This window comes from Flavobacterium sp., assembly GCF_040383245.1.
Taxonomy (GTDB): domain Bacteria; phylum Bacteroidota; class Bacteroidia; order Flavobacteriales; family Flavobacteriaceae; genus Flavobacterium.
Genome location: NZ_JBEIDX010000004.1, coordinates 1 through 17,841, shown reverse-complemented (window position 1 = coordinate 17,841; position 17,841 = coordinate 1). Strand labels below are relative to the sequence as shown.

At 31.3% G+C, this 17,841-nt stretch carries 19 protein-coding genes; 15 read left to right on the top strand and 4 right to left on the bottom strand.

The window, feature by feature from the left end; translation table 11 throughout:
- The first annotated feature begins 28 nt into the window (after positions 1-28).
- The 4 genes from ABWO08_RS02885 (at position 29) to ABWO08_RS02870 (ending at position 5,505) form a co-directional block, all read left to right on the top strand.
- The gene (locus ABWO08_RS02885) at positions 29-994 is read left to right on the top strand and encodes a hypothetical protein (RefSeq protein ID WP_353083553.1); all 966 of its coding nucleotides are present in this window, start codon (positions 29-31) and stop codon (positions 992-994) included.
- A gap of 137 nt (positions 995-1,131) precedes the next feature.
- The gene (locus ABWO08_RS02880) at positions 1,132-3,120 is read left to right on the top strand and encodes a KUP/HAK/KT family potassium transporter (RefSeq protein WP_353083552.1); all 1,989 of its coding nucleotides are present in this window, start codon (positions 1,132-1,134) and stop codon (positions 3,118-3,120) included.
- A gap of 92 nt (positions 3,121-3,212) precedes the next feature.
- The gene (locus ABWO08_RS02875; protein WP_353083551.1) at positions 3,213-4,427 is read left to right on the top strand and encodes an RsmB/NOP family class I SAM-dependent RNA methyltransferase; all 1,215 of its coding nucleotides are present in this window, start codon (positions 3,213-3,215) and stop codon (positions 4,425-4,427) included.
- Positions 4,428-4,431: 4 nt separating this feature from the next.
- Positions 4,432-5,505 (top strand): endonuclease, encoded by a 1,074-nt coding sequence (locus ABWO08_RS02870; protein ID WP_353083550.1) that lies wholly within the window; start codon positions 4,432-4,434, stop codon positions 5,503-5,505.
- Between the two features lie 27 nt (positions 5,506-5,532).
- Here ABWO08_RS02870 and ABWO08_RS02865 read toward each other — a convergent pair whose 3' ends face one another.
- Both ABWO08_RS02865 and ABWO08_RS02860 read right to left on the bottom strand, forming a co-directional pair.
- The gene (locus tag ABWO08_RS02865; protein ID WP_353083549.1) at positions 5,533-6,570 is read right to left on the bottom strand and encodes an RluA family pseudouridine synthase; all 1,038 of its coding nucleotides are present in this window, start codon (positions 6,568-6,570) and stop codon (positions 5,533-5,535) included.
- Entirely contained in the window at positions 6,560-7,183 is a 624-nt protein-coding gene (locus ABWO08_RS02860) for a PASTA domain-containing protein (protein ID WP_353083548.1), read from the bottom strand. Before ABWO08_RS02860 ends, ABWO08_RS02865 begins: the two co-directional genes overlap by 11 nt.
- Positions 7,184-7,264: 81 nt before the next feature.
- On the opposite strand from ABWO08_RS02860, the gene ABWO08_RS02855 reads away from it, so the two are divergent.
- Together ABWO08_RS02855 and coaD are read left to right on the top strand one after the other, a co-directional pair.
- The gene (locus tag ABWO08_RS02855) at positions 7,265-8,251 is read left to right on the top strand and encodes a D-alanine--D-alanine ligase (RefSeq protein ID WP_353083547.1); all 987 of its coding nucleotides are present in this window, start codon (positions 7,265-7,267) and stop codon (positions 8,249-8,251) included.
- A 38-nt stretch (positions 8,252-8,289) separates the two neighbouring features.
- The gene (gene coaD / locus ABWO08_RS02850; RefSeq protein ID WP_353083546.1) at positions 8,290-8,751 is read left to right on the top strand and encodes a pantetheine-phosphate adenylyltransferase; all 462 of its coding nucleotides are present in this window, start codon (positions 8,290-8,292) and stop codon (positions 8,749-8,751) included.
- A gap of 1 nt (position 8,752) precedes the next feature.
- Here the strand turns inward: coaD and ABWO08_RS02845 are convergent, their stop codons facing one another.
- Positions 8,753-9,337 carry an NUDIX hydrolase gene (locus ABWO08_RS02845; RefSeq protein WP_353083545.1) on the bottom strand — a complete coding sequence of 195 codons (585 nt, stop codon included), beginning with the start codon at positions 9,335-9,337 and terminating at the stop codon, positions 8,753-8,755.
- A gap of 7 nt (positions 9,338-9,344) precedes the next feature.
- Between ABWO08_RS02845 and pyrE the strand changes: the two genes are divergently transcribed.
- The gene (gene pyrE / locus ABWO08_RS02840; RefSeq protein ID WP_353083544.1) at positions 9,345-9,989 is read left to right on the top strand and encodes an orotate phosphoribosyltransferase; all 645 of its coding nucleotides are present in this window, start codon (positions 9,345-9,347) and stop codon (positions 9,987-9,989) included.
- Between the two features lie 49 nt (positions 9,990-10,038).
- Complete coding sequence (locus ABWO08_RS02835; protein ID WP_353083543.1) at positions 10,039-10,431, top strand: SRPBCC family protein; 393 nt, start codon at positions 10,039-10,041, stop codon at positions 10,429-10,431.
- 10 nt (positions 10,432-10,441) lie between these two features.
- Here ABWO08_RS02835 and ABWO08_RS02830 read toward each other — a convergent pair whose 3' ends face one another.
- A complete protein-coding gene (locus ABWO08_RS02830) occupies positions 10,442-11,173 on the bottom strand; it encodes a biotin--[acetyl-CoA-carboxylase] ligase (RefSeq protein WP_353083542.1) in 732 nt (243 codons plus the stop codon).
- A gap of 96 nt (positions 11,174-11,269) precedes the next feature.
- Here ABWO08_RS02830 and rsfS point away from each other — a divergent pair, with 96 nt between their 5' ends.
- The 7 genes from rsfS to ABWO08_RS02795 form a co-directional block, all read left to right on the top strand.
- On the top strand, positions 11,270-11,641 hold the full coding sequence (gene rsfS, locus ABWO08_RS02825) for a ribosome silencing factor (protein ID WP_353083541.1): 372 nt from the start codon (positions 11,270-11,272) through the stop codon (positions 11,639-11,641).
- A gap of 14 nt (positions 11,642-11,655) precedes the next feature.
- Positions 11,656-13,584: an ATP-dependent zinc metalloprotease FtsH gene (gene ftsH, locus ABWO08_RS02820; protein WP_353083540.1), complete on the top strand. Its 1,929-nt coding sequence runs from the start codon at positions 11,656-11,658 to the stop codon at positions 13,582-13,584.
- Positions 13,585-13,695: 111 nt separating this feature from the next.
- Complete coding sequence (locus tag ABWO08_RS02815) at positions 13,696-14,295, top strand: LUD domain-containing protein (RefSeq protein WP_353083539.1); 600 nt, start codon at positions 13,696-13,698, stop codon at positions 14,293-14,295.
- A gap of 1 nt (position 14,296) precedes the next feature.
- The gene (locus tag ABWO08_RS02810) at positions 14,297-15,184 is read left to right on the top strand and encodes a phosphatidate cytidylyltransferase (RefSeq protein ID WP_353083538.1); all 888 of its coding nucleotides are present in this window, start codon (positions 14,297-14,299) and stop codon (positions 15,182-15,184) included.
- 76 nt (positions 15,185-15,260) lie between these two features.
- Positions 15,261-15,584: a hypothetical protein gene (locus tag ABWO08_RS02805; protein WP_353083537.1), complete on the top strand. Its 324-nt coding sequence runs from the start codon at positions 15,261-15,263 to the stop codon at positions 15,582-15,584.
- Between the two features lie 232 nt (positions 15,585-15,816).
- Positions 15,817-17,193 carry a tyrosine-type recombinase/integrase gene (locus ABWO08_RS02800; RefSeq protein ID WP_353083536.1) on the top strand — a complete coding sequence of 459 codons (1,377 nt, stop codon included), beginning with the start codon at positions 15,817-15,819 and terminating at the stop codon, positions 17,191-17,193.
- Between the two features lie 290 nt (positions 17,194-17,483).
- A partial coding sequence (locus ABWO08_RS02795) for a hypothetical protein (RefSeq protein ID WP_353083535.1) occupies positions 17,484-17,841 on the top strand: 358 nt, incomplete at its 3' end.

Sequence of the window (17,841 nt, the reverse complement as noted above, 5' to 3'; positions counted from 1 at the left end):
ATAATTTAGTAACCTAAAATCAAAAGCTATGAAAACAAAACTTTTACTTTCGACTTTTATATGTTTGTTATTTGCAAATGCATTTGCACAAGACAAAACAACTGTTAGCGCCACTAGTTCAGAAATAAGTGACAATCTCGATTTAAGAGCAGTAGCTTCAATTTTTGGTGATTCTAAAGATTTGGAAGATTTTGAATATCGATTAAATAATCCTAAAGCTGCAATTTCTAATTTAGATTTAAATGATGACTTTCAGGTTGACTATTTAAGAGTTATTGAATCAATTGAAGGAAACATTCATTTAATCATTATTCAAGCAGTCCTTGGACAAGATCAATTTCAAGATGTAGCGACAGTTGAATTAGAAAAAGACAATAATAATAGAACTCATATTCAGGTAGTTGGAGATGTTTATATGTATGGTAATAACTATATATATGAGCCTGTATATAATTTTGTTCCAATTATTTACAACTATATTTGGATCTCAAACTACCGACCTTATTATTCTCCTTGGAATTGGGGATACTATCCAAGACATTTTTATGTATGGAAACCCTATTCAATAATTCAATATAGAAATCATATAGGATTACATATTAACTTTAATTATCGTTATGACTATGTTAGTAATAGAAGATGCCAGTTAGCCTATGGTAATTACTATAGTCGAAGAGGAAACTATTATGAAAGAAATTATCCAAATCGTTCCTTTGGCACTAGAAATCAAGGTTACTCAAACCGATATGAATTAAATAGAACAAGATCTGTACGTGATATAACTTATGGAAGCAATCCAAAATCAAGTGTTTATTCTAGACCAAGAACAATTTCAAATCCAAATACTACGCAACCTGATCCAATAACAATAGGTGATATTCCTGTATATAATTCTAACAACACCCGATCTGGTTCTACAAGAGAAATTAACTCAGGAAATTCAAATACACGAAATTCTGGAGGCGTTAGAGCAACTTCGGGAGGAAGAAGATAATTTCAATAATCTAATTTAAAGCATCGAAATATTTCGGTGCTTTTTTTATTTATTAATCAAATAAAATAATTATTTAACAAAATCAAATTGAATATTTATAAAAGTAATACATTTGTAAACTTTTATAAATATTAAATATGAATTCGCATAGTCATAAAGACCTCCATAGTAAACTTTCAGCAGCTGGATTATTAATTACATTAGGAATAATTTATGGAGATATTGGTACTTCTCCATTATACGTAATGAATTCAATTATTGGTGATAGCGTAATATCTAAAGACTTAATTTTAGGTGGTTTATCATGTATCTTTTGGACATTAACTTTACAAACAACATTAAAATATGTAATCATTACGCTAAGCGCTGATAATCATGGCGAAGGTGGAATTTTTGCATTATATGCTTTAGTAAAACGAACGAAAATTCAATGGTTAATTGTACCGGCAATAATTGGTGGTAGTGCCTTATTAGCAGATGGAATAATCACCCCTCCTATCTCAGTTTCATCAGCTGTGGAAGGATTACGAATTTTTAAACCAGACATTCCAACGGTACCAATTGTAATTTCGATACTATTTGTACTGTTTACTATTCAACAATTCGGGACTAAGTTAGTTGGTAAATTCTTTGCTCCAATGATGTTAATTTGGTTCTCAATGTTGGCCGTATTAGGAATTATACAAATGGGCACTAACTTAGAAGTATTTAATGCTTTAAACCCTTACTATGCATACAACCTATTAACTAGCGATGTTAGTGAACAAGGTTTTTTTATACTTGGAGCTGTATTTTTATGTACTACTGGTGCAGAAGCTTTATATTCTGATATGGGTCACTGCGGTAGAAAGAATATTCGATTAAGTTGGGCATTTGTTAAAACTACATTGGTTTTAAATTATTTTGGACAAGGTGCCTATTTGTTACTACATTCTGGTAAAAAACTATCCGAATTAAGTGCTAATAACACCAATCCTTTTTATTTAATAATGGCCGACTGGTTTCAACCAATCGGAATTGTAGTGGCTACATTGGCAGCCGTTATTGCTTCACAAGCATTGATTAGCGGTTCATTTACCCTTATAAATGAAGCAATGCGATTGAACTTTTGGCCAAAAGTTAAAATTAAATTTCCTACAGATGTAAAGGGACAACTTTATATTCCGTCAATAAACTGGTTATTATTTTTAGGTTGTGTTGGAATAGTATGGCACTTTCAAGAATCAAGTAAAATGGAGCATGCCTATGGTTTAGCCATTATTTTATGTATGATAATGACTACCATATTGTTGAATTTTTATCTGATATTAAAAAGAGTGAAATGGTATTTTATCGCACCTTTAATTTTACTTTATTTAGTTATTGAGTTCAGCTTTTTGGCTGCAAATATTACTAAATTCATGGATGGTGGATTTGTGACTTTATTTATTGCTATTGTTCTAATAGGAATCATGTCAACTTGGTATTTAGCAAAAAAAATTAGCAAAAACTATACTAAAATGGTTAAAATTGACTCTTATAAAAAAGTATTAGCAGAGTTAAGTTTGGATCTTTCTATTCCGAAATATGCTACACACTTGGTTTACATGACAAATTCAAACCGTTTAGACGAAATAGAAGAAAAAGTAATGTATTCCATTCTTCAAAAACGACCAAAAAGAGCTGACCTATATTGGTTTATCCATGTTAATATTTTGAGTGAACCCTATAAAAAAGAATTCAAGGTAAGCGAAATAATTAAAGATGATTTATATAGAATTGATTTCTATTTAGGATTTAGAGAACCTACCAAAATCAACTTAATGTTTAAAGAAGTATTGAAAGATATGGTAAACAAAGGTGAAGTTGACGTAACTAGCAGATACGAATCATTAAATAAAAATAACATCTTGGGTGACTTTAAATTTGTTCTTTCTGAGAAGTTCTTATCTAACGATAGTGATTTAACTTTCTTTGAAAACATAGTAATGAATGCCTATTTCTTTATGAAAAAATTCAGTTTATCTGAAGAAAAAGGATTTGGTTTAGATAGTAGTTCTGTAAAAGTAGAACAATTCCCAATGGTGCTTCACCCACCAGAAATTATTGATATGAAAAGAATTGATTCCCACGGAGATCATCATTAATAAATACAAACAAAAAATTAAAAAAAGTATGCACCTCGCATACTTTTTTGTTTTATATAAAAGCAATACCTTTACAGGCTTAATAATTTAAAATGAGATTACACCGAAATTTAGTTTACACTACTATTGATTCACTAAATGCTATTTTTAACGAAGGAGATTATGCTGATAAAGCAGTAGCTCGTGCCTTAAAAAAAGACAAGCGTTGGGGAAGTTCCGATAGAAAGTTTGTAGCCGAAACCATTTATGAAGTGGTAAGATGGAAACGATTGTATGCTGAAATTGCGGAAGTAAAAGAGCCTTACAACCGAGAAGACATCTGGCGCATGTTTGCCGTTTGGGCAGTATTACGTGGTTATCCAATTCCCGATTGGAGACAGTTAGAAGGTACTCCAGAGCGAAAAATCAAAGGTAAGTTTGACGAGCTTTCCAAAATCCGAAAAATGCGCGAATCCATTCCAGATTGGATGGATGAACTTGGAATAAAAGAACTTGGTGAAGCAACTTGGACAAAAGAAATTGCAGCTCAAAACAAACAAGCTCAAGTAATTTTACGTGTCAATACTTTAAAAACTACCAAGGAAAAATTACGCGCCATTCTAATGGATTTAAATATTGAAACTGATTTTTTAAAAGATCAACCCGATGCATTAGTACTTAAAGAAAGAGCCAATGTATTTATGACTGATGCTTTTAAAGAAGGATTGTTTGAAGTTCAAGATGCCTCTTCGCAATTGGTTGCAGCATTTTTAGGTGTTGCACCCGGAATGCGAGTAGTAGATACTTGTGCAGGTGCAGGTGGAAAAACATTACATTTGGCCTCATTAATGGAAAATAAAGGCCAATTAATTGCTATGGACTTATATGAAAGTAAATTAAAGCAATTAAAATTAAGAGCTAAAAGAAATGGTGCTTTTAATATTGAATACCGAATTATTGACACCACCAAAGTCATCAAAAAATTACACGAAAAAGCTGATCGCGTTTTAATAGACGCGCCTTGTAGCGGACTTGGAGTTTTGAAAAGAAACCCTGATGCTAAATGGAAATTGCAACCCGAATTTATTGACAATATTCGAAAAGTACAATCAGAGGTTTTAGAAAACTATTCAAAGATTGTAAAACCAGGCGGTAAATTGGTTTACGCTACTTGCTCAATTCTGCCATCGGAAAATCAAGAACAAGTTGCTAAGTTTTTAAAAACAGAAATCGGTCAACAATTTAAATTAGAAAAAGATTGTAAAATATTATCTTCAGAATCAGGTTTTGATGGATTTTACATGGCGTTATTAGAAAGAAAATCCTAACATTATGAAAAACATTTATTCTTTATTATTATTAATTTCTGTAACCCTTGGATTAGCTCAAGATGGAGCGCCAGCTTCACCCTATTACAATGGATTCAATTGGACACAGACCGGAACTAACTTAAAATCAGCTCTTGCAACAAAAATCACAACAACTCATACCAATCTTTTAAGTTATTCTCAGGTTTGGAGCGCACTTAAAATTGTTGATTTAGATCCATCAAATTCTGGTAATGTTCTTCTAGTTTATGGATGGGAAAATGGAACGGATACTGATGTTACAAATGACAGAACAAGAGGAAAAGACAGCAATAGTGGAAATAATGGCGATTGGAATAGAGAACATATTTTTGCACAATCATTAGGTAATCCAGATCTGGGCCAACTAGGCCCAGGAGCCGATGCGCAAATGCTTCGTGCTTGTGATGTTCAAAGAAATAGTTTAAGAGGAAACAGGCTTTATGCAGCTGGTTCTGGTAACTCAGGAATAGTAGGTTTATTTTGGTATCCCGGAGACGAATGGAAAGGTGATGTCGCAAGAATATTAATGTATATGTACTTGAGATATGATGTACAATGTTTACCAACATTTGTTTGTTCTGGCACAACTGCATCTTCAGATATAAATATGCCAAATTTATTATTACAATGGAATTCAGAAGATCCAGTTTCTCAATATGAGGATAATCGCAACACCTATTTAGGAAATGCTTTAAATGCTTATAGTCAGGGGAATAGAAATCCATTTATTGACAATCCTTATTTAGCAACAGTTATTTGGGGTGGTCCAATAGCTCAAAATCGTTGGCCAAATATTTTTCTTGATAATCAAAGTTTTGAATACACAAACATATCCGTATACCCAAACCCTTCAAAGGATCATAAGATAAATATTGAAAGTACTGTCTCTATTGATGATTTGCAAGTAATAAATCTAAATGGGCAATTATTAATGGAGGTAAAGAATCCACAATTTAATAACAATCACTATACTTTAGAAAATATTCCAAACGGATTTTACTTTCTTAAATTAAATTCCAACAATCAATCATTTACAAAGAAGGTTATTATAAATTAATAAAAAAAGAGCTTAACAGCTCTTTTTTTATTCTTCGTCTAACTCAACTGACTTAGAGTAATTTCTCCATTTTTCAATGCAGTCGGCCATATCCTTTGGAATCTCTGTATTAAAGAGCATATATTTTCCTGTTGTGGGATGCACAAAACCTAATGTTTTAGCATGTAACGCTTGCCTTGGTAACGTCTTAAAACAGTTATCAATAAACTGTTTGTATTTAGTAAAAGTAGTTCCTTTTAAAATTAAATTTCCGCCATAGCGCTCGTCATTAAATAAAGTATGACCAATGTGTTTTAAATGTACTCTAATTTGATGAGTTCTACCCGTTTCCAATTTGCAGGAAATTAAAGTAACATAACCAAAGCGCTCCAATACTTTATAATGAGTTACAGCATGCTTACCAATTTCTGGATCGGAAAAAACAGCCATTTGCATTCTATCCTTCAAATGACGTGCAATATTTCCGGTGATGGTTCCTTGATCTTCTTTCACATTTCCCCATACCAAAGCTACATATTCTCTCTCAGATGATTTGTCTTCAAATTGTTTTGCTAGGTGCGTCATTGCAGCTTCAGTCTTTGCCACAACAAGTAATCCTGAAGTATCTTTATCTATACGGTGAACCAAACCAGGTCTTTCAGAGCTATTTAAAGGCAAATTTTCGAAATGAAAAGCCAATGCGTTTACTAAAGTTCCGGTATAGTTTCCGTGACCGGGATGCACTACAAAATTTGGTGGTTTATTAATCAACAATAAGGCATCATCTTCATAAACGATATCAAGCGGAATATCTTCTGGATCTACCCTATTTTCAAATGGTGGATGTGCCAATAATATACGAATAACATCCAATGGTTTAACCTTATAATTCGATTTTACAGGAATATCATTTACATAAATATCGCCGTTAGTTGCCGCATTCTGAATTTTATTTCGAGTGGCGTTTGGCACCATCAACATTAAATATTTGTCAATTCGTAATAAAGCTTGTCCTTTTGGAACATCAAATCGAAAATGCTCAAAAAGTTCTTCTTCAGGTTCTTGAAGATCAATATTATTGCTCATTTGGAATGGTATCTGTAGGCATCTCGTTATTAGGAATGGTATCAAGTTCAGTATCATCAAAGACCACTTTACCATCCCCTAAAACTAAATCAATTCGTGAAGCTTTTAAAACTCGGATTCCTGGCTTAATTTTCTTGCCGTTCATCCACATTTCCAAAACCATATCTTTACCAATATATGGTATATATTTTATTGTACCTTCTTGCAAACCAACAGCTTTAAGTGTTGGAACTGCTTGACGGTATGTTTTTTCAATTAAATCTGGAACCGCAACCATTTTAAAAGTAGCAGCATTTATTTTGATATAAATTTTTCGTCCACCTTTTACTTTAGATCCAGCAGTTGGCTCTTGTTGCGCCACTGTAAGTTTTGGATAGTTAGGGTTATAATCAACCGTATCAATAATTTCGTAATCTAAATCGAGTTCACTTAATTTTTCATCTACCTGTTCTTCATTTAATCGAGCCAAGTTGGGTACAGTAATTTCATTGCCATGATTCGTCACAAAAGTGATCCAATGAAAAAACAAAAAAGCAATTACAGCCACTACTAACAAAGCTGATAACATTTGGGCAACAAAAACTTTACTGGTAAGATATTTTCTTAAACTCATAAAAAATGTATTTAAGGCAAAGATATAATTTTTAGTTTCAACAATTGTGCTATTTTTGTATAGTAATTAAAAATTTCCTCAATGAACATAGCAGTTGTTATGGGAGGATATTCTGATGAATCGGTAATATCCTTAAGAAGCGGTCAATTAATATTAAATAGTTTAGATAAATCTAAATATACCCCCTTTGAAATTCATATTCTATTAAACGATTGGTATTGTTTAATAGATGGTGTAAAATATCCCATAGACAAATCTGATTTTTCATTTTCAAAAGACAATCAAAAAATAAAATTTGAAGTTGCTGTAAATACCATTCATGGTACTCCAGGTGAGGATGGCCACATGCAAGCTTATTGGGAATTGGTAGATTTGCCTTATACCGGTTGTAATTTTTACCAATCGGCATTGACTTTTAATAAAAGAGATACGCTTTCTGTATTATCCAAATTTAATATCCCAAAAGCCAATTCAATTTATGTTACTAAAGGAGACCTTATTGATGGAAACCAAGTTGCTGCAGAATTAGGCCTTCCTTTTTTTGTGAAACCAAATCAATCTGGGAGTTCTTTGGGAGTTTCGATGGTTACAACTTTAGAGGATTTTCAAAAAGCTTTAGATTTTGCTTTCGCAGAAGACAATGATATTTTAATTGAATCGTATTTGAATGGCCGCGAAGTTTCGGTTGGTGTATTAAAATACCTAGGAGAAACCAAAGTATTAGGAATCACAGAAATAGTTTCACAAAATTCCTTCTTTGATTATGAAGCAAAATACTTAGGAAAATCAGAAGAAATTACTCCAGCTAGAATATCCCAAGAAGTTGAAAACAGAGTCATCGAAACAGCTAAAAAAGTATATGAATCTCTGGGAATGACTGGTTTTTCGAGAACTGATTTCATCATCATGAATGATGTACCACATTTCATTGAAATCAATACCAATCCAGGTTTATCGCCACAAAGTATTTTCCCTCAGCAAGCAGCCTATGCTAAAATGGATATGGCTAATTTGTTGGAAAACGAAATAAATTTAGCTTTACAGCGTAAACCTATTTGGAAGAAATAAATAAATCGAGAGTTTGCAACTATTATCTTAAAGAAAATATGAAAAAAGCTATATTTCCAGGATCGTTTGACCCAATTACAAAAGGACATTTTGATATTATAAAAAGAGGAATTTCGTTATTTGATGAAGTAATTGTTGCTATTGGAATTAATGCCGAAAAGAAATACATGTTTTCACTTGAAGACAGAAAGCGATTTATTGAAGACGCATTTAAAGACGAACCAAAAGTTAAAGTCATAACTTATGAAGGATTAACGATTGACTTGTGTCAAAAAGAAAATGCCCAATTCATTCTACGTGGTTTAAGAAACCCAGCCGATTTTGAATTTGAAAAAGCAATTGCACATACCAACAGAAAATTATCGAAAATTGAAACTGTATTTTTACTAACAGCTGCAAAAACATCGTATATCAGTTCTAGTATTGTGCGCGATGTAATTAGAAATGGTGGAGATTACACGGTTTTAGTTCCTGATTCAGTACGAATTATTGAAAATTAAATTATTCAAATAACAATTTGATATTTTCATAAGAATTATTGAGCGCTTCTTTCATTTGCTCTTGATTTAACCAAGCCACTTTTTCAATTCCTTCGTTTTCTTGAGGAACAGGAATTCCTTCAAAAGTGGTTGTCATTTCAAACCAATGGGTGATTTTTAATCTATAAACTCCATTTCGTTTAAAAACATGATACGTTTTTTGGAGTTTTTTAGTGATTTTCAAATCATTTACTCCGGTTTCCTCTTCGACTTCACGAATAGAGCAATCTTCAATTTCTTCTCCTTTATCACATCCTCCTTTGGGCAAATCCCATTTTCCGTTTCTGAAAATAAATAATACTTCACCCTTATTATTGTAAACCAAGCCTCCACCCGCTTTTTTAACAGGTATTTTTTCTTTAACCTTATTTAGTATTTCTTTTTCATCTGGATGATACAAATAAGCTTTCTTAATCTTATTATTGAACATTTTCAATATAAGCTGTTCTATGTCAACGGTTTCAAGTAAAAACAGTTGAAAATCGGTTTCTTTAGATACTTTATTTGTTAAAAAAAGTGGTTTGTCGTTTACAAAAACTTTATACATTTGCACTATGATTTACAATACAAAAACAGCCGAAAAAACAGCCGAATTGCTTTTACAAATAAATGCAATTAAATTGAATCCGTCAAATCCTTTTAAGTGGGCATCTGGATGGAACTCACCAATCTATTGTGATAACCGACTAACTCTTTCATTTCCAGCAATTAGAAATTTCATCAGAGATGAATTTGCTAAACAAATTACTGAAATTTATGGTAAGCCAGATGTGATTGCAGGAGTTGCAACAGGAGCAATTGGAATTGGAATTCTTGTTGCAGAAGAACTTGGATTGCCATTCGTGTATGTAAGACCTGAAGCAAAAAAACATGGTAGACAAAATCAAGTGGAAGGTTTTTTACAAAAAGGACAAACTGTAGTTGTTGTTGAAGATTTAATTTCAACTGGAAACAGTAGTTTAATGGCGGTTGAAGCTTTAAAAGAAGCTGGTGCTCATGTAAAAGGCATGATTGCAATCTTCACATACGGATTTGCAGTTGCCGAAGAAAACTTTAAAAATGCTGGAGTTGAATTGCACACATTAAGCAACTACGAGAATTTGTTGAATTTGGCAGTTTCAAAAAATTACATTTCAGAGAAAGAACAATCAACACTTCAAGATTGGCGAACAAGTCCGTCAACTTGGGAAGTAAAATAATATAAACTAAGAGGATGAGATTGATACGTTCCTCGCAATGACATTAAAAATGAATTTAGAAAGTCCAAAAGTTATCGTAGAAAAATCTTCAGAATATTTATTTAATGAATTATCTGAAGTGAAAAATTATGAAAAATTAATGCCCGATAACATCGCTAAATTTGAGGTTCTTGGAGACGACATTTTTAATTTTGGATTAGCTGGAATGCCTGAAATTAAACTACGTTTAAAAGAAGGAACTCCATACTCTAAAGTTGTTTTGGTTGCTGCAAGTGATAAATTACCCTTTTCTTTGAATGCCTCAATAACTGAAGTTACCCCAAATTCTTGTGAGGTAAAACTAGATTTTGAAGGAGAGTTCAACCCAATGATGGCCATGATGATTAAAGGTCCTATTACCAAATTTATCGAAACTTTGGTAAGCAACATGCATAAATTGTAGTATTAATAGGTTAATACAACATTTGGACTTCTTTAATTCCGAAGGTTTTAACCGAATCGTCTTCTACTTTTATTTGCAACAATCCGTTTGAGGTAACTCCTTGAATAATTCCCATGAATTTATTTTGGTGAACATCTTCGAAAGCCATTGGAATGCTAATTTTAAATAGATTTTCATGGTATTTACTCCATAATTTATCCGTTTGATTAGTAAGGATGTAACCACAATTTTTCTTTATTTGAAAAATAATTTTGTGTAAAAGTTCGTCCAAATCAAATTCAGAATTTGAAACCACTGCCATTGATGAGGCTTTAGGTAAATTTTCAAAATTTTGCTGATTTACATTAACTCCAATCCCAACAACCGATTCAATTTTACCATCCGATTTGATACTGTTTTCAATTAATATGCCAGCAATCTTTTTATGGTCTGACATAATGTCGTTAGGCCATTTAATAGATAAATTAGAGACTTTAGTTTCATTTAAAACTTCAAATATTGATAAAGCAACAGCAACATTCAAGTGAAAAATTGCATCAACATCTCGCAAGACTTCTTTAACCAATATACTCATAATTAGATTCTTACCTTCTTCAGAAATCCAAGTAGCCCCCATCTGCCCTTTTCCTTGTGTTTGTTTTTCTGCAACTACTGTAGTGAAATTTTCTATTATTTGATTTCTTGAAAGCACCTTCAAATAGTCATTAGTAGAATCTATGGCACTGAGTTTGATTAATGACATATTTAAAATATTTAAAATAAATGAAGTTTAAACTTATGTTAAGCTTCAAAATTAAGGACAATTTTTGATACATTTGCAATTCATACAAAATATTAGATGGTAAAAAAGACAGTGAGTACCGATGTTTTATTAACAAACATCCTTAAAGGAATTGAAGAAGTAAAAGGAAATGATATTGATATTCTTGATTTAAGAGAAATTGACAACGCGGTATGCGATTACTTTGTTGTATGTAGTGGGACTTCAAATACACAAGTAAATGCAATTGTAAATTCAATCCAAAAAATTGTTTCAAAAGAAATTAAAGACAAACCTTGGCATGTAGAAGGTACCGATAATGCCGAATGGGTATTAATGGATTATGTAAGTATTGTGGTTCATGTATTTCAAAAAGAAATTCGTGAATATTACAATATTGAAGGCTTGTGGGGAGATGCTAAAATTACTTCGATTGCAAATAAAAACTAAACATAAAAAAAATAATGGCAGACAATAAAAAACCAAGTGGTTTAAAATTTAGTCCGTGGTGGATTTCTGGAGCAATCATTTTTATGTTTGTTCTTTTAAATATTTTTAATAGCACCGGATTTCAAGATCCAACGAAAATTTCTTCTTCAAAATTTGATGAACTTTTAAACAGTGGTCAAATTGAAAAGGTAATTGTTTTCAATAAAGTGCAAGCAGAAGCCTATCTTACTGCTGCAGCACTAAAACAAAAATCAAATAGCAAAGTGGCCAAAGATCCTGTTTTTGGTGGCGCAAATAAAGGACCTCATTATTTATTTGAAATTGCGGATGCTCAAAATTTTGAAAACAAATTAATACAAGCAAAAACAGCCAAAAAGCTTAAGGATTATGATTTTAAAATTAAAAGTGATTGGACCGAATACATTGTAGGATTCCTTCCTATGTTGCTGCTTATTGGTGTTTGGTTGTTCTTTATGAGAAGAATGTCTGGCGGTGCTGGTGGCGGTGGCGGACAAATTTTCAATATTGGAAAATCAAGAGCAAAATTATTTGATGAAAAAGAAGATGTAAAAACTACATTTAAAGATGTAGCTGGTTTAGAAGGTGCAAAAGAAGAAGTTCAAGAAATAGTTGAGTTCCTAAAAAACCCAGAAAAATATACCGTTCTTGGAGGTAAGATTCCAAAAGGTGCTTTATTGGTAGGACCTCCTGGAACAGGAAAAACCTTACTTGCCAAAGCAGTTGCTGGAGAAGCAAAAGTTCCATTCTTTTCGCTTTCAGGATCTGATTTTGTTGAAATGTTTGTTGGTGTTGGTGCTTCTAGAGTAAGAGATTTATTCAAACAAGCAAAAGAAAAATCACCTGCGATAATTTTCATTGATGAAATTGATGCCGTAGGTAGAGCTAGAGGAAAAAATAATTTTTCGGGCGGTAACGACGAAAGAGAAAATACACTAAATCAATTACTTACCGAAATGGATGGGTTTGGTACTAATACCCATGTAATTGTATTAGCAGCAACCAACAGAGCCGATGTTTTGGATAAAGCCTTAATGCGTGCTGGGCGTTTTGATCGTCAAATTTATGTTGATTTACCGGACATTAGAGAGCGTAAAGAAATCTTTGAAGTGCATTTAGCGCCACTTAAAAAAGTGGAAGGTTTAGATACGGAATTTCTAGCCAAACAAACTCCAGGATTCTCTGGTGCAGATATTGCAAATGTATGTAATGAAGCAGCTTTAATTGCAGCTAGACATAACAAAACTGCGGTAGACAAACAAGATTTTCTTGACGCTGTAGACCGAATTGTAGGTGGTTTAGAAAAGAAAAATAAAATTGTTACACCTTCCGAAAAAAGAGCTATTGCAGTTCACGAAGCAGGTCATGCCACAGTAAGTTGGATGCTAGAACACGCAGCACCACTTATTAAAGTAACTATTGTGCCGAGAGGACAAAGTTTAGGCGCGGCTTGGTATTTACCTGAAGAAAGGCTTATTGTTCGTCCAGACCAAATGCTGGATGAAATGTGCGCTACAATGGGTGGTAGAGCAGCAGAAAAAGTAATATTTGATACAATTTCAACTGGAGCATTATCTGATTTAGAAAAAGTAACTAAACAGGCTCGTGCTATGGTTACCATTTATGGATTAAATGACAAATTAGGAAATGTAACTTATTACGATTCATCAGGTCAAAGTGAATATAATTTCAACAAACCTTACTCTGAAGAAACTGCTATTACCATAGATAAAGAAATTTCTTTACTTATTGAAAGTCAATACGATAGAGCAATTAAAATATTAAATGATAATAAAGAAAAATTGCTTCAGCTTGCAGATATTCTTATCGAAAAAGAAGTCATTTTTAAAGATGATTTAGAAACTATTTTTGGAAAAAGACCTTTCGATATTTCTGAAGAAAACACACCTGAAATAGCAGAATAAATAATTTTTTAATAAATATGTAAAAATCTTAATTCAAAAAATGTTTTTGAATTAAGATTTTTTTATCTTTGAAAGTTTTCAAGCAAGAAATAAAGAATTTTATTTAGTACTATGAGTCTTTTTAGAAAAATATTTGGCGGAGGCAACGACTCATCCCAAGAGGATGGCACAAGCGAATACAATAGCCCAATACCTTCCAACCTTCCTGTTGATGATTTATTTACTTTCAATTTTAAAAAAAATGGAGGGAAATTTATCTACTGTGAAAATCTTAACGAAGTTAAAGAACAATTCGAAAATATTTTAGAAGAAAATGATTGGTTTGAAAGCGAAGTGTTATGTAATGAAACAAAATTATTTTCACTTTTAGACGAAAATAAATTAGAATATAAAAACATTACTGCTCCAAAATTCTTTTTTGCAAGTTGCGAAAATTTATTAGCAGATGAAGGATCGGTTCTTTTTTCATCTAATCAAATAAAGCATAAAAAACCAAACGAACTTCCGGACAACATTGTAATATTAGCAACAACTAGTCAAATTTTGGAAACAAAAAGCGACGGACTTCGTGCTATTAAAAAGAAATACGATAAAGATTACCCAACAAATATTACTGCTATAAAGTATTTTGAAAAAGTACAAGAAGAAGATTTCTTGACTTATGGTAGCTCTGCAAAAAATTTATATTTATTGTTACTCGAAGATTTGTAACATGAATGAAACTTTAAAGCGAGCAATTTCTGGTGCGGTTTACATAACGCTTTTAATCGCTTCTATCCTTTACTCTAACGAGAGCTTTTTTATATTATTTGGATTATTCCTACTAATTGCCGTATATGAATTTTGCGCATTAGTTCAAATTAATAAAGTCATTCCAATTGTTTTTGCTTTTCTATTTTACGGATCAATAACTTTAGTATGTTTTTATAAAAAATTGGTTGAAGAAACGTTGTTTTCTATTACAAATAAATCATATCAACTTTCCTTTGACTCAAATTTTTTATATCAAATATTACTAGCAATAACATTAATTATTTCTATAAAATGCATTCATTTCTTATTTAGTGACGGCATTCAAGAAATATCTAAATCAAATAAAATAATTTACCTTTTAGGTTATGTTATACTGCCTTTCTTTTTCATTACCAAAATATCATTTGGGATAAATGAATACAACCCTAAAATTATTATTGGACTGTTTATCATCATTTGGACTAATGACACCTTTGCCTACATTGTAGGAAAATCAATAGGAAAACATAAATTATTAGAACGAATTTCTCCTAAAAAAACTATTGAAGGGTTTCTTGGCGGAATTTTATTTAGCATATTAGCAGGGGTTTTGATTTCTAAATTTTACATTAAACCAAGCCCTATATTTAGTGAAAAGTCGATTCAGATTTGGGTAACTATTGCAATTATTGCTTCGGTCATAGGAACTTTGGGCGACCTAATTGAATCTAAATTTAAACGCATAGCCGGAGTAAAAGACAGCGGAAAAATAATGCCCGGTCATGGGGGTATTTTAGATCGACTAGATAGTGTTATATTTGTAGCACCTTTTGTATTTTTGTTTTATCAAATTTTAAATCTCATATAAAACACAATTCAAAATTAAGTTTGTTTTTTTTTGATTTACAACAAACTTTCAATAATATTTAACTAAAAAAAAGAATATGAAAAAAATTATTTTATTTGTTTTTACATTAAGTCTGTTTTTGTCATCTTGTTCTAAAAGTAGTAATGACGATTCGTCATCAGAACCTAAAGTTTATCAAGTTGTATCTGAAGCTCGTTGTTTAAACAATACCGTTACTGATGTTAGTAGTTTTGGGATGTATATTAAATTTGATTCTCCTTCATTTACACCCATAGCGAATAAATGGTATAAAGTTGATGGAGGTTTTTATTATTATAAAATTACAAACATTACACCCGTTCAGGGGCAGGCTAGTCAACGAGTATTGATTTCACAGCATTACAATTCTTATTGTCAATAATACTATATCGTCATAACACAACAAAATCAATAAATACAAAATACATTATTTTATGTTTCATAAAGAAGGTATGATTGTTTTTTTTGTAAAATAAAACACAAATACATACAAATCAATACTTTAATACAATATTCACTTTAGATTAATGACTTCACTACACCTTCACTAATAAGTTTTATTTGATAAAACTTCACTAAAACTTCACTATATTTGTCTCGTTAAATACATTTATATGGGAACTTCAAACGTAATATTAAAGAAGGTTAAATCAACGGACACAATCGGTACCCTTCAAATCCAATATTTCAACGGAAAAGGAAAGAAGAAACAAATGAGTTTGTCTTTGAAAATATCGGAAGAAAATTTTACCAAATATTACGACAAGGAATTCAAACAATTCCGCAAGAATAATATTTTTGATTATTTAACATACAATAACAGGATAAAAGACCATCTTTCAAATTCACCATTTGAGATTAACAATAATAACTCTCCGAAATACCTTTTAGAGTATATTTCTGAAACTATGTTGGACATTGACAATCTGAACACGAGAGAAGGATATAAAGTTGTCCAAAAACACTTAAAATCATTTTTAGAAATAATTGGTGAAAATGATATTGAAATCAAAAGTGTAAATATTGAATTATTAATAAGTTTCAAAAAATTTCTTCAAAAGAAAAACATCACCAACTCTACTATTTACCACTATTTTGTAATACTCAAAGGGATACTTAACAAAATAAACGTACAAGATTTTAATGTGGGATACTTAAAAAATATATTTAAAATACTAAACATTAAAGTTCCCCCGTCGAGGGTTAAAGACCTTTTAACGACGGAGGATGTTATGAAATTGATTAGTGTAACGTCTGATTATAGATACTTCAATTACGTTCAAATGGGTCTTACACAGCTATTTGGAATGGGGATGCGTTTCAGTGACCTTTCAATGCTAAGAGTAGAAGATTTCCAAAATACAGGGATAACATATACAACAAAAAAAAATACTAAAACTATTATTATTCCCTATGAAAGTGGGCTGTTAATATATGTCCTACTAAACATCTTCAAATTAAAATTACCGCCTGTAAATCCATACAATTACACGATAGAAAAACACAACTTAATAAAAGGTAATAGTAGTGTAACTAATGAGTTATCTGACTTCAATACATATACAAATCTTGAAAAGGAAAAATATGAAAAACAACTTATTAAGATACTTTTACATCACATAAAAACTTTACCTAAAAAACAATTTATTTTTAATGAATACTTTAATAGCAATGAATTATTAAAATATTCAAAGAGGGATGAAATGACTGAAAGTCAATTAAAAGATTATAAATCAATGTCCCTTAGGTATAATTACTACCTAAAAAAAATAAAAACTGATTTGAAATTAGATTTAGACAATATATCAAGTCACACTTTTAGGCACTCATTTACAAACTTTATGATAGAAGAAGGTTTAGGCGTCTATGAAATCTCCCAAAGTTTATCACATTCCGGAGTAGTAATTACTCAGAAATATTTAACGAAGAATTTTGACTTGAAAAAGATAAAAGATTTAAACAAAACCACCTTCGGTAGGTTTAAACAATAAATACCAAATACCTCCCCCTAACCACTTATTCACAACTTTTTGATGGGGGCTCCCCTACGTATCCCCCTACCATAGGGGCTCCCGTCAATTTAATATTATATAGGGGATAGTTTCGTTTATAATGCTTGACCCTTTATTAATTTCAAATTTACAAACCCGTTTGAAAAATTTTATATATGGAGGGGGATAGTTCCTTAAATAACCCAAAACACGTTTAAAAATTTTTAGAGAAATTTTAATCAAAAAATGACTTCTTTAATTTTTACAAATACTTATAGTAAAAGAGTATTATGAAAAAATTAGACCCGTTATTCGGATTTGAATGTGAAACAAATGAAAGAGGATTAATTTCAATAGAAGTAGATTGTCAATTTCCTCAGGAAAGGAACAATTGTGAAAAATTATACAAAAAATTTGAAGAATTAATGATAATTGATAGTGGAATTGAATTTCCAATACAATTGAAACATTGGATGGTAACAATCAATCCAACAGATAAATTTACCATTATGAATTATTTTAGGATTGAAGGTATTAAAAAAATTGTTGAGGAGAATAAATCCAAACTAATAGGTAAAACAACATTTGTCAAACCTGAGGTTCAATATAACAAAAAAGCAAAATACCCAAATCTTCATATTCATTTTT